Origin of the sequence: Enterococcus silesiacus, from assembly GCF_001886225.1 — a bacterium.
Lineage (GTDB): Bacteria > Bacillota > Bacilli > Lactobacillales > Enterococcaceae > Enterococcus_L > Enterococcus_L silesiacus.
The window spans coordinates 16,891-29,834 of record NZ_JXLC01000009.1; the positions used below are offsets into that span (position 1 = coordinate 16,891).

Here is a 12,944-nt window from a genome sequence, read left to right on the forward strand (position 1 = left end):
ATTTTAAGAAAGACTCCCCTAGAAAAGGAAGTCTTACAAATGTCTATTTAAGGGTTTAGATTTTACCAACTAAGTCTAAACTTGGTGCGATTGTTTCTTCGCCTGGTTTCCAGTTTGCAGGACAAACTTTATCACCGTGCTCCGCAACAAATTGAGACGCTTCTAATTTACGAACTAGTTCATCTGCATTACGGCCGATACCCATATCATTGATTTCGTAAGATTTGATTTCGCCTTCTGGGCTAACGATAAATGTTCCACGGTATGCTTGACCTAAATCTTCATTTAAAACACCGAAGAAACGAGCAATTTTACCATTTGGATCAGCTAACATTGGGTATTTGATTTTACCGATCGTATCAGTCGCATCCGCCCAAGCTTTATGAACAAAGTGGCTATCTTCAGATACTGAGTAAACTTCACAATTCAACTCTTTTAAGTGATCGTAATGATCTTGCATGTCGCCAAGTTCTGTTGGACAAACAAATGAAAAGTCAGCTGGATAGAAGAAGAAGATACTCCATTTACCTAATACGTCTGCTGTTGAAACTTTAATAAAGTCTCCGTCTTGGTATGCGTCACATTCGAAATCTAATAGTTTTGTGTTGATTAAGTTCATATACATATTCCTCCTAATTTTTAAAAGCGTAACGGGCTCGTTTAGCTTTGACAGAAGAATAGGAAAATATGTTTGTGGCGCTTTTGACCACAGGCATATTTTATCTTTTTTCCGAAAAGCTAGCCCGTGCAGCTAGATAATGATAAAAGCGTAATGGGCTCGACTCAAAAATAGGAAAATATGAATGCCATGCTTTCTATCTCAATCATATTTTACCTTTTCCGCGAGGGACTAGTCCATACAGCTAGATATTTTCTACCCTCTTAGCGTATCAATTTAAAATTATTATGTCAATAGAATTATTACAGTTTAGTTATTTTATTTTTGCTATTTTCGCCTTTTCTTTGAGAAAATAGCTCTTTCATTCTCAATAACATGAAAAAGCAAGGTTTATTGTTTGTCTGATCATACTTACACAATAAAACAAAAATAGAACAAAGACAAGAGTCTCTATCCTATTTCATCTTCATCCTATTCTACCAAAAGAAATCTTTCAATAATTGGACTACTGTTTGATTTTCAACTAACTCACTGTGACTTGTCTTTTCTCCTTGAATCAACACTTCCTGATACTCGGCTACCTGTTCCTGATAAATAGACCTTCCAGAAAAAACACTTTGTACAGGAACGGTATTGTCAGACGCCGTATCATCAACCTCTCCAGCAATATTCAACATCTTGATCGTATCAGGGATGTTTTCTAAATTCTTTAAATAGCCTTTGAGTAGCTCGCTAGTTTCTTTTAGTTGTGTAAATGAAGTCACAGCGTCATTATATTTTTTTGACGTATCATTATACGGTGTTCCTAATGTTATCAATTTGGCTAATATTGGGTCATCAGGTTGCTGAAATTCTTCTAGGTAAGAAGTGATTACTAATCCGCCATTAGAATGGCCTAAGTAATTGTATGTTTCAAATGAATACCTCTTTTGGATATAGCTTAATGCTAATTGATACCATTTGCCTTGAACGGGCAATGTATCGTCACTACTGTCTTTAAACGCAATCACAATGCTAGGATGTTCCGTTGAACTTGTTAGTTTTCCTTTAGATGAAACAGTTCCATCTGTTGCGACAGTCACTTTTAACACATCGGCTTTTGAATCTAACGTTTTAATCAAGCCATTGAATCGATTGACCGTTCCATTAGTGCCTGGAACAAAAATCGTTGGCGTTTGAATTTCTACAGGTTCACTCGTGGGTGTAAATTTTTCGGCAAATGCAGTTAGGCTTTTTTGAAATAAAAGAAAGAGCATTAGAACAACACCTACAATCAAAAGTATTTTAGGAACCCTTCTTTTTATGTTTTTAGTATCATTCATGACGTTTCCCTCCTCTTAAAGAAAAGTGTACGCCATGAAACTTAAACGAAAATTAAACATAAAATAAAGAGAAATTATTTTAGTTCTATTTCCTAGTGAAAATTATCTGGATAGTGAGTAAGCTCGGTTAAAAAGTCCTCAGTAAGTTCATCGGTTAGCTGTTGATAACTTTTCCTTATGATCTTCTTGTTTTCTTGATAGTCATATTTATGAAATTTATTCATAACATCCCCTTTAAAACTGTTATTGACATCCAACGAGGAACGATTAAATATCGTTTCAAAATCTAATACATTGAGATCAATAATTTTTTCATTTTTATCTGAACAGGTTGTGTAGATAATTTTTTTACTTTCCGGTCGGAATGTTATTGTCCATGCCGTGTACGTTTGAGGAATTTCTTGTCCAATCCATTGCCAAATGCTTTGATTTTTTTCTGGAAGACTACATTTTTGTAAAATATGAATGGCCGTATCTTCTTCACTATAATCCATCATCTCTTGATACCCCATCATGAATCTGTTCAATGAAGTCAATTCATCATTATTTGTTTTACCCTCTATTTTTTCTTTAGCCAAAGCATAATTAATCGACGCTTTATATGAAGTATTGGAAATAATATGTGGGCTTTCATTAAAATAAATGCTGGCTTCTCCCTCAATAAATTCAATAATCGCTGAATTTCCAAATGCATCTAGCATAGAATAATGCAGACAATAAAAACTCGCAGAAGGTGTATGTAGATGAAGGTTGGAGATTACTTCTTCTACAGTTGCATAGTTATCTAATTGGAATTGAATCCATTGTAATTCACTTATTGATCCATTCTGATTGTCAGGAAATTGACCTTCTTCATGAAAGAGCATTACAATTGAAAGTCCTTTTTCATTCATTCCAGCTGATGGAAGCTCAACACCGAATTGTGAAAAGGTAATTGATCCATATTTAGATACCCAAGTCGCTGTTGATAAACCCACTTCCACTGGAATGCTAGTTTTATTTAATTGACGTTGGTTAACCGTAATCAAGCCATGATGATAATAGAAATCATAGTTGAAACCTAAAACTTTTTCTTTGTTTTCGTCGATAATCATTGAAAGACACATCTATTTTCCCTCCAGATCTAATTCGTTTAGAAAATCTGTATACCAATTAGCTAAAAAGTCGTAAAAATCAATTGCAAACTTAATGGTCATTTTTTGATAAATATCCACATGGGGTTCGAAATCAATCAAGGTTTTTTCCATGATTATTTTTTCTTGCTCAATTTCTTTTAGATGGGCTAAGATATTTTCTTTCACTTTTTCGGTTTCGATCAATCCAGAAAAAAATAATTTTGTTAAAAATTCATAATTCATTTTAAACTTAGATTGTTTATTCATTAGCCATTCCTCTAAGGTCTCTTCACCTTTTTTTGTAATATAGTATATTTTCTTTCCATTTTCTATTTTTAAAAGGATTAATTCTTTATCTTGAAGTCTTTTTAGAGCTGGATACAAGGTGCCAAAACTGACATCTGAAAAAGTATTGACAGAACCAGCAATAAATTGTTTCAAACCATATCCATTCATTGGGTGGACTGCTAAGCAGCCTAGAATAATATCTTCCAATTAACATTCTCCATTCTGATTCATTTTCTGTTTATTTGACCTCTATCAAAACCAAGCAATATAAATAAATTCGATAAAGTTTAGTGTCAAATGTGCTACAAAAATCAATAAAATATTCTTTTTACGAGAAGCAATTATGCCAAATGGTATACCAATGATAATACCTGTCATTAGGATATACCAAATTCCACCAGTCCAATGTAAAAAACCGAATGCGAGCGCCGACAACAGAACACTCTTCATTGAGCTATATCTTTGCTCAAACTTAGTAAGTGCATAATTTCTATAAAGAGACTCTTCTACAAATGGAGCTAAGACAACATTTGCAATAAAAAAGGGAATGATTTGTCCTCCTAAAACCTTCATTGCTTCTCCTGGTGGAATGATATCTCCAACATTTTTTTGTAACTCATATTGTATTGGAGATAAGATAAACAAGTATAAGACTGCAAATAAACTGCCGACTATCACACCTTTAATAATTTCCACATTTAACTTTGGCGAAGAAATCTTAAAACTTGCGAATAAACTAAACTGTTCTTTTTTAGCTGTAATAACTAAAACCAATAATAAGATTATTTGTACGATCAATAAAATTACCGACGTTTGGTCAGCGATTTCTAAAGATATTTCTCCCGTATCTAAGCCTTTTACGGAATAATAAACGGATAATCCACTAATTGCAATTAAAAACCAAAATGGGGCTAAAATCAAGTTTAGCCAGACTCTTTTCAACGATTTCATTATTTTTAACTCCTTTTTATTTTATATCGATTCGATATAAAAATAGTTTATAACATTCTCTATTGATTGTCAAATTAATTTTTATATCCTTACTGAGACGCTTACTTTTTCATCTTCAAAAAGTTAATATACATCAAAAAAAGAGCCAAATAATTACATTTGGATCTGGGTTATTGTAATGCTATTCAGTTAGTTCTTTTCCTGACTTTATGATCTATGATGTAGTTAAACTACCATTGCTATCTTTTTTATGTCAAATTTTGGAAAAGACATCCCGAATTTCCTTTAAACTAAGTCGATGAAAACCAAATAAAATAGGAAATTCAGATATTCTACACCATTATTATTACAAATATATTAGATAATCTACGTTTGAATATCACTTCTAATGAAAATAAAAAATCGAGGGAAAACTTGCTTAAAAACTTAAAAATGATTCATCCATATTCTTATCTTTGTTAAAATGCTTTCCATGGACATCAATCGCTGCATGCCATTCTCTACATAAATCATGAGGAACTCCTTCGGTCAAATGAATAAAGTCTTTCCGCATTTCTTCGTATGTCTTATATGGACCGAAACCTACACGATTAAACAGACGAATGGCATATTGATCAGCGATAAAAACATTTCGTTCAAAAATATAAAGCAACATTGCATCTGCCGTTTCTGAACCGACACCCTTTATCGTCAATAGCTCTTTTCTTAGCTCATCAGTCGAGTATGTTCGAAATTTATCAAAATCACTATCATGTGAAATAAACCAACTGATTAATTCTTTGATATAATTACTTTTTTGTTTGAAAAATCCGGCTGGGCGAATCAGCTCTTGTAACGTTTCCAATTCAATTTCCTGAAGACTTTCAACAGTTAAATAGGGTTCCAAATTTCCTAATGCCTTGTGAGCATTTTTTTCAGTCGTTTGCTGGATCAAGATCATCGACACCCAATCAGAGATTCGATTAGTATCTTCCCACCAATATTGGTAACCATAATGTGCGACTAAATTATTTAACACTTGAAGCTTTTCTTTATCCGTTTTCATTTTGATTCGCTCCTTTATTATTACATAAAAAAACTCAAGTCAAAATAATTAAATCCTGACCCAAGCCGTATAAATGTTATTCAGTTATTTCTCTTTCTTTTGTGATCATAATCACGCCATCACCTAAAGGCAATAAACTTGAGGTCAAATCTGGATGCGTCATGACTGTCTCTAAAAATTGATTCAACTTTCTATGGATCGTTCTTTGACTACGCGGAATTTCCTCGATCGGATCTAAAATTGTGCCTGCTTGGAAAACATCATCCACCATCAAGACACCGCCGACGCGTAATAAACGTAAGCATTCCGGTAAAAATTCGATATATTTAGATTTCGCACTATCCATAAAAATAAAGTCATAAGGACCAGTTAATGTGGGTAAAACTTCCGCTGCTTGTCCTTCTAATAAGGTCACTTTATCTGTCAGTCCTAAGCGTTCATAGGTTACTTTGGCTTTTCTGATCATTACATCAAATCGATCGATTGTAGTAACATGTCCATCTGCTCCAACGTATTGGGCCATTAAGCTAGAAGAAAAACCAATTGCGGTTCCAATTTCTAGAATATTTTTTGGTTTAATTTGATCTAAGAAAAACTGTAGAAAGACAACTGTTTCATGAGGTATAATCGGCACTCCAGCAATGTGTGCTTCTTCTTCAATCACCCCAAGTTCACCTTGGATCTTTTTTTGTTTATTTCTCATAAAATCAACAAGTTCTGGTTTCACAACTGGTCGATGCATCATTTCGTTTCGCATATTATCGCTCCTCTTCGCTTCTATATTATACGAAGAGAAGGATATGATGTCAAAATATAATTTTTAAATTTTGCTGACTAAATTTCTCTATTCTTCACTAATTTTTTTAGCGATTCGTTCATTCATTTTTCTTTTTAGTTCGTTGATTCGTGTTTTAGCTTGCATTTCATGTAGTGTATTTTCTGCAAAAGAGCCTACATCTTCGCCAACCAATTGTAAAACTGGTATATTATTTGCCGCACCATCTTCAAAAAAGTCTAGCAGCTCCAGCATAGGTGGAAGCATATCCATACCATCACCTGCGGTAAATTCCCATAAAAATTTTTGAACTTCTTTATACACGATTTGATAGTCAGAAGGAAGTTCCTTCAAACGTGCCATTTGTTTATTATACTCTACCTTATCTGCATGAACTTGTTTAAAATAATCGATAACATTTTTATTTTTCATTCTTTTTTTCCTCCTTTAGTCTTTCAATCTGCCCTGAAATAAATGTCCAACGTTGCCAAAATAGGTCGAGTTCTTTTTCTCCTGCTTCATTTAGGGAATAAAATTTACGCATTGGTCCAACAGTGGATTTTTTCTTTGTAACAGTGACTAAGCTCTTTTTTTCTAAACGTAAGAGAATCGTATAAACTGTTCCTTCAACGATATCTTCAAATCCGTATTCTTGTAAATTATTGGTTATTTCATAACCATATGTCTCATGTCGCTTGATAATTTCCAGAATCACACCTTCTAGAACGCCCTTAAGCATTTCTGTTGTCCCGTTCATAACATTCATCACCTGTTCTTTCATATGGCACTTGAGGTCTATAGTATTTTCTCTAACTACTTAGTATTATTAAGTACAGGTATATAGTATAACTCAGTAGAAGTATTGTCAACTACTTTGTTTTACTAAGTACTTGACTATGCGATTAAAAAAACCTGTAGTCAAACTATTTCTAGCTTAACTACAGTTTTTTTATTTTCTACTTAATACAGCAAACCAACTAAATCTTCTTTTTCAATATTGCCAAAATATTTTTTAATATCGATCTTATCTACAGCCTCTTCGATCGCTGATTTTTCATATTTTGTGCCAGTCAAAATTTCTTCTACGTCTTTGATTTCACCTAATCCAAAGAAATCGCCAAAGATTTTGATTTCCTTGATTTCACCTGCTTCTACATTCATCTGTGCATCGATGGAACCAATTGGAAAACGTTGGTGACGTTCTAAGTTAAAGGCTGGTGATTTGCCATAATTCCAATCCCAATTACGATAATATTCGTCAGAAATCTTATTGATTTTTTCCCAATCTTCATCCGTTAGTTCATACGTTTTTACTTGATCAACAGAGTCGACACCAAAAATTTTCAATAAAATATCTTCACGGAATTCTTCTGTCGTCATCTCTTGTTTATCTGCTGGTAAGAACGGTTTGATATTAGTCACTCTTGAGCGGACTGATTTAATCCCTTTAGATTCAATTTTATCTTTACGGACTTTTAGCGTATTGACGACTTCGTTGATATCACTATCGAACATCAAAGTACCATGAGCAAACATTCTTCCAGCTGTTGCATACATCGCATTTCCAGAAAATTTCATCCCATCGATAACTAAATCGTTACGGCCTTTTAATTCAGCACCAGAAACGCCTAGCTCGTGCAAGGCTTGAATGATTGGTTGAGTTACTTTAGCAAAATCACGGAAAGAGTTGCCATCGTCAGGCATGATAAAACTAAAGTTCAAATTCCCATGATCATGATAGACAGCACCACCGCCGCTTAAGCGACGAACTACATGAATTCCATGTTCATCTACATACTCTTTATTGATTTCTTCGATCGTATTTTGGTTACGCCCAATAATGATTGATGGATCATTGATATAAAACAAAAGAATCGGTTCATCTAAAGGTTTTTCTTTTAATAAATAGGTCTCGATTGCTAAGTTAACTCTTGGGTCGTTATTTTCATTTGGTACAAAAATCACAGTTCACCACTCCTTAAATTTCGATAACTAAATTTTTCTCTGCTAAACTAACGGACACTTGATTGCCAGCTGCTTTTTCTGCTTGCTGTTTCAACTCTTCTAACGAACCATGTTGCGGTAAATGGGTCAAGATCAGCTGTTTAACCTGGGCTGCTTTCGCAATTTCCCCTGATTCTTTAGATGTAAAATGAGCATGGTGCTTCTCGTTTCCTTCAAATAGATACGTATCTGCTAAAAAGACATCAGCCTCTTTCGCAAAATCGACAAAACTTTCTAAGTAGCCAGAATCACCTGTGAAAACAAATACTTTACCCGTTTTTTCTTCTACAAAACGCATTGCATAACAAGGTACAGGATGAATTGTTTTCATAAATGTCACAAGGAAAGGACCTAATTTCAATTCTTCTGCTTCAAAATAAGGAACGGCTTTTGACACTCCCGGCATATTCAATGCTTCAAAGTGAGCAGCATCGTCTGTATGTCCATAAATCGGCAAAACAGGTGTCGGTTCCAGTACTGGATATAATTGACGATAATACTGCAGCACACCAAGATCTGCGATATGATCATAATGGTAATGGGACAAAATCACGGCATCTAGTGCTAGCGGGTCAAGATGCTCTTCTAAATTGACTAAGGTTGTACTTCCAGCATCTAGTAATAGCTTAAAACCATCTGATTCGAGTAGATAAGAACTGGTTCCTTCGCCTTTATAAGGATAAGCACCTAAACAGCCTAAAACGGTTATTTTCAACTTCCTCGACCTCCTTAAGAATTCTTCACTTAATGGTAACACAAAAAAGGAAATTAATGATGAAAGTTGTTGTAACTTTATAAAGATAACAAATAAAAAGAACAGCATAGACGATACATTAAGTTGTTTGCTACCTTTTATTTTTTTAATAAAAAAGCGGAGATGTCTTCATAAGCTAGAGCCTTATTTCCCACCTGACAATGTCGTTCTCCGCCTGAAGAAGTTGTATAAAGAATTGTTTCAAGTTTTTTTACATGTACAAGTTTACTGATAAGAAAAGGTAATCTATCAGCTGGTACATAGAGATCATCCGTTCCCGCCATCAGCAACACTTCTTGTGTGACCTTATCTTCAATTCCTTCAAGAGTAAAAGCAGAAATAAATTTTAATAGTTCAGATGGTCGCTTGGTATTAGATATAGCATAACCTTTTGATAGTTTAAAATTTAAATCAATATTTTGCTTCATCGCTTCGGATAACACTTCATCAACCTGTTGTTCATTTCCATTTAGTAATTCTGTTTCAATAAATTGATATTGTTGCAGAGCAATTCTATTTTTTAGTGCGTCATTCATGCAATACATCAAATCAAAGGCCACAACTTTTTCAATTCTCGGCTCAAAAGCCGCAGCTCTCAAGCATAAATAGCCTCCTAGGGACATGCCAATCAAATCCGCTTTTGCTAGCTCAAAATAGTCCAATACCGCTCCAACTGGTTTTTCCCAATTGTAGACCATCGCTACTTTTTTTCTGATCATTTCTCCCTGACCGGGACCTTCAAATAAAATAAATTGATAGTCAGTTAGCTTTTCTAACGAGTTAGCTAACCTGATTAATTCTTCTAGGTAAGAATCAAATCCACCATGGATAATCAATGTTTTTTTTGGTGTCCCATTATTTTTTATTACAACGCCTGGCATGAAAGTATTCTCATAAGGAATCTGAATACACGTCATATGACGTGTATCAATACTCTTATAAAACGCTTCTTTGAACAGTTGATAGGTGTTTAATTTTCTTGAATCTTCTTCTTTAAAAAAAAATTCAGCTAGCTGATAATAAACAGAAGCAATTCCATACTCTTTTTTTGCTTCTTTTTCATGCCCCAGTGACAACCATGTTTCATACCATGATTCAAAATCGTTAAGATTTGGAATCGCCGCACTTACTTCTTTTTGGATACTACTTTCTTTTTCATATGGCTCTAAAAAACGGTTCATTTGAAAATTAAATTGTTCATTTTTGTGATAGTTTTTAAACATTGAAATCCCTCCCTGTAACCATCAGTATGCGTGCGGACCAACATTAAAAACAGACACAAAAGTATTGAAAATGTATTATAATGAACAAAAAGAGTATCAGTGTCCAGAAAGAAGGCAGTTTGATGAATAAAGACTTACGTGTGATTAAAACAGAAGAACTAATTCAAAAATCACTTATTTTTTTATTGCAACAACAATCAATTGAAAAACTAACAGTCAAAGACATCTGTGCATACGCCAAAATCGGTAGATCTACTTTCTACGCTCATTACATGGATAAATTTGATGTACTTGAAAAAATAATTAAAACCTACTCTGATTCTTTTGATAAACTAATACAACAAAGATTCTCAAAAAATGAGGTTTCTGAATCGATACAATCAATTGCTAAGGACATAACTAAAAAGAAAACAGAAATCCAGACGCTGTTTAATTCTCCATACAATCACTATAATTTAGAAAAAAGCTTTCTGCTTATTTTAAGAAAGCACTGCGCTTTGTATATAGAAACCAGCAGCAAATATAAACAGTTCAACCTTCCCCTGACATTTATGATTGATTTGTATACTTCAAGTGCAATGACAATGATTCATTACTCTTTGAACAATGAATTATCCGATAATATCTTTGACTTCTTACAGTATCTATCCGATTACGGCTTAAAAAAAGCTTAGATAAATGCATGAGTAAAAAAATAGCTGAATTGACATCTGGTTTTATACCAGATTCAACTCAGCCAACTATAATTGCGTTCTTATTTTTTATCCAACAACTGTTGGTGCCCCTTTTTCTTCACGAGCGGTATCATAAAAACTTGCTACAGCAACATCATGATAAGGAATCACCCATAATAAACCAATTCCGAAAACCAATGCACCGATGATAAACCAACCAATAAATGAAATTTGTAGAAGTAAATATTGACCAAAGCGACCTTTCATCAAGAACAAGGCGTATTTTAGGGCATCTCCCACTGATAATTCAGGATCATCAAGTTTTACCCAAACGGCAAACTGGAACACACCACTGACAAAAACACCGATTAAAATCATCAGAAATGCGAAAATCAGCAATAATAAGGCTAAAAAGAAATCTCCCCTCATTTGCGTTTGAAATTGGTCAACTGATACTGTATTAAACATCAATCCAAAGTACAAAGCAGCACCGTAAGATAAAAGTACTGGTAATAACACAATTAAGTTCAATACTAACTCAACAAGATATTGAATCAGGTTGATAAACAACATTGGAAGATAAAACTTGCCTTGAAAAATAGCTGTTAACATTCCTGCTTGAACTCTTTTGCCGCGTAATACTTGTAAAGCACAATAATAAGTGCCATACGTAATGGCAAAAAAGAGAAAGTTATTTAGTAAAAAAGACATAACATTATTACTTGCACTATCTTGTGGTAAATTAGCTACACTACCTACTACCGAGCTAATCATAAAGCGGATAAATACTGCTAAAAATGTAATCCATGCCATGGTTCCCCATTGATTTTTTAAAGATGTTCGAGCTTGTTCCCGATGCATTGCATTCGTAATTTGACTTTTCATTTGAACTATCACCTCTTCTTTAGTAACTGCGAAGCTCATCTACTGTTTTTTTATCTAACCGCTTCACAACTTCTGTAACTAATTTAACTGTGTTTAGATAATCATCCTCATGGATCATTGATGTATGAGAATGTAGATAACGAACTGGAACTGTGATTGCAAGTGACGGGATACCATTTCGAGTCAAATGCATTCTACCTGCATCCGTTCCACCACCTGTGATCACGGTATATTGGAAAGGAATATTATTTTCTTCCGCCACTTGGATCACAAAATCACGTAATTTTTTGTGTGGAATCATCGATGCATCGAAAATCAAGATTTGTGGTCCTTTGCCTAACTCAGAATCAGCTTCTTTAGGCGTCATACCTGGTGTATCACCTGCTGTTCCAGTATCAAGTGCAAAAGCAATATCTGGGTCGACTAAATGAGTACTTGTTTGGGCACCGCGTAACCCCACTTCTTCCTGCACGTCACTGCCTGCAAATAGGATATTAGGATGGCCCTCTGCTGCTAGATTTTCCAATACTCTTAATGATACCGCCGTACCAATCCGATTGTCCCAGGCTTTAGCCAGCATAAATTTCGTATCATTCAGCCGACGATATTCAATATAAGGCGTGATCATATCTCCTGGTTTGATGCCCCACTCTGCGACTTGTTTGTCACTAGACGCACCAATGTCGATAAACATATCCGCTACATCATATGGCTGTTTTCTAGCTTCTGCCGTCAAAACATGAGGGGGTTTTGAACCAATCACACCATAAAATAGCTCCCCTTTACCCGTTTTGATCTGCACTTGTTGCGCTAACATAACTTGTCCCCACCAGCCACCAAGTGTTTGGAATTTAATAAATCCTTTTTCTGTGATTTGTGTCACCATAAAACCAACTTCATCTAAATGTCCTGAGAAGAACACTTTTGGTCCTTCTTTATCACCGATACGTTTGGCAATAATACTGCCTAACCCGTCATACATGACCTTATCTGCAAAAGGTTCTGCATATTTTTTAAATATCTCTCTGACTTCCCCTTCATTGCCTGGTACTCCCTTAGCATTGGTTAAGTCTATTAATAAACGTTCTTCTTTTTGATCCAAAATATTCCCTCCTAATAATTAAAAGCGTAGCGGGCTCGTTCTGCTCCGACCGAAAAATAGGAAAATATGAGGGTGGTGCTTTTAGCCACAATCAGATTTTATCTTTTTTCCGAGGAGTTAGCCCGTGAAGCTAGATATGATATAGCGGGCTCGTTCTGCTCCGACTGAAAAATAGGAAAATATGAGG

15 protein-coding genes are annotated in these 12,944 nt (G+C 34.6%); 1 reads left to right on the top strand and 14 read right to left on the bottom strand.

Annotated elements, in window-relative coordinates; all coding sequences use genetic code 11:
* Window positions 1-55: 55 nt before the first annotated feature.
* The 12 genes from ahpC to RV15_RS07820 all read right to left on the bottom strand — a co-directional run bounded on the left by ahpC (window position 56) and on the right by RV15_RS07820 (window position 10,096).
* The gene (gene ahpC, locus RV15_RS07765; RefSeq protein WP_069645415.1) at window positions 56-619 is read right to left on the bottom strand and encodes an alkyl hydroperoxide reductase subunit C; all 564 of its coding nucleotides are present in this window, start codon (window positions 617-619) and stop codon (window positions 56-58) included.
* A 476-nt stretch (window positions 620-1,095) separates the two neighbouring features.
* The gene (locus RV15_RS07770) at window positions 1,096-1,941 is read right to left on the bottom strand and encodes an alpha/beta hydrolase (protein WP_083429132.1); all 846 of its coding nucleotides are present in this window, start codon (window positions 1,939-1,941) and stop codon (window positions 1,096-1,098) included.
* A gap of 92 nt (window positions 1,942-2,033) precedes the next feature.
* Window positions 2,034-3,047: a linear amide C-N hydrolase gene (locus tag RV15_RS07775; RefSeq protein ID WP_071877493.1), complete on the bottom strand. Its 1,014-nt coding sequence runs from the start codon at window positions 3,045-3,047 to the stop codon at window positions 2,034-2,036.
* On the bottom strand, window positions 3,048-3,551 hold the full coding sequence (locus tag RV15_RS07780; RefSeq protein WP_071877494.1) for a PadR family transcriptional regulator: 504 nt from the start codon (window positions 3,549-3,551) through the stop codon (window positions 3,048-3,050).
* A gap of 45 nt (window positions 3,552-3,596) precedes the next feature.
* On the bottom strand, window positions 3,597-4,295 hold the full coding sequence (locus RV15_RS07785) for a CPBP family intramembrane glutamic endopeptidase (RefSeq protein WP_071877495.1): 699 nt from the start codon (window positions 4,293-4,295) through the stop codon (window positions 3,597-3,599).
* Between the two features lie 418 nt (window positions 4,296-4,713).
* Window positions 4,714-5,340 carry an endonuclease III domain-containing protein gene (locus RV15_RS07790; protein WP_071877496.1) on the bottom strand — a complete coding sequence of 209 codons (627 nt, stop codon included), beginning with the start codon at window positions 5,338-5,340 and terminating at the stop codon, window positions 4,714-4,716.
* A 76-nt stretch (window positions 5,341-5,416) separates the two neighbouring features.
* A complete protein-coding gene (locus RV15_RS07795) occupies window positions 5,417-6,097 on the bottom strand; it encodes an O-methyltransferase (RefSeq protein ID WP_071877497.1) in 681 nt (226 codons plus the stop codon).
* 87 nt (window positions 6,098-6,184) lie between these two features.
* A complete protein-coding gene (locus RV15_RS07800) occupies window positions 6,185-6,547 on the bottom strand; it encodes a DUF1048 domain-containing protein (protein WP_071877498.1) in 363 nt (120 codons plus the stop codon).
* Window positions 6,537-6,872, bottom strand: a complete 336-nt coding sequence (locus RV15_RS07805; RefSeq protein ID WP_071877499.1) for a PadR family transcriptional regulator — start codon at window positions 6,870-6,872, stop codon at window positions 6,537-6,539. The genes RV15_RS07800 and RV15_RS07805 overlap by 11 nt, the downstream gene beginning before the upstream one ends.
* A gap of 203 nt (window positions 6,873-7,075) precedes the next feature.
* On the bottom strand, window positions 7,076-8,080 hold the full coding sequence (lplA, locus tag RV15_RS07810) for a lipoate--protein ligase (protein WP_071877500.1): 1,005 nt from the start codon (window positions 8,078-8,080) through the stop codon (window positions 7,076-7,078).
* A gap of 13 nt (window positions 8,081-8,093) precedes the next feature.
* Window positions 8,094-8,834 carry an MBL fold metallo-hydrolase gene (locus tag RV15_RS07815; RefSeq protein ID WP_071877501.1) on the bottom strand — a complete coding sequence of 247 codons (741 nt, stop codon included), beginning with the start codon at window positions 8,832-8,834 and terminating at the stop codon, window positions 8,094-8,096.
* Window positions 8,835-8,971: 137 nt separating this feature from the next.
* Window positions 8,972-10,096 (bottom strand): alpha/beta fold hydrolase, encoded by a 1,125-nt coding sequence (locus RV15_RS07820; protein ID WP_071877502.1) that lies wholly within the window; start codon window positions 10,094-10,096, stop codon window positions 8,972-8,974.
* A 122-nt stretch (window positions 10,097-10,218) separates the two neighbouring features.
* Here RV15_RS07820 and RV15_RS07825 point away from each other — a divergent pair, with 122 nt between their 5' ends.
* Window positions 10,219-10,770, top strand: a complete 552-nt coding sequence (locus RV15_RS07825) for a TetR/AcrR family transcriptional regulator (RefSeq protein WP_071877503.1) — start codon at window positions 10,219-10,221, stop codon at window positions 10,768-10,770.
* Between the two features lie 87 nt (window positions 10,771-10,857).
* Here the strand turns inward: RV15_RS07825 and RV15_RS07830 are convergent, their stop codons facing one another.
* Together RV15_RS07830 and RV15_RS07835 are read right to left on the bottom strand one after the other, a co-directional pair.
* Complete coding sequence (locus RV15_RS07830; RefSeq protein ID WP_071877504.1) at window positions 10,858-11,655, bottom strand: DUF975 family protein; 798 nt, start codon at window positions 11,653-11,655, stop codon at window positions 10,858-10,860.
* A gap of 19 nt (window positions 11,656-11,674) precedes the next feature.
* The gene (locus tag RV15_RS07835) at window positions 11,675-12,757 is read right to left on the bottom strand and encodes a M42 family metallopeptidase (protein ID WP_071877505.1); all 1,083 of its coding nucleotides are present in this window, start codon (window positions 12,755-12,757) and stop codon (window positions 11,675-11,677) included.
* Window positions 12,758-12,944 lie beyond the last annotated feature (187 nt).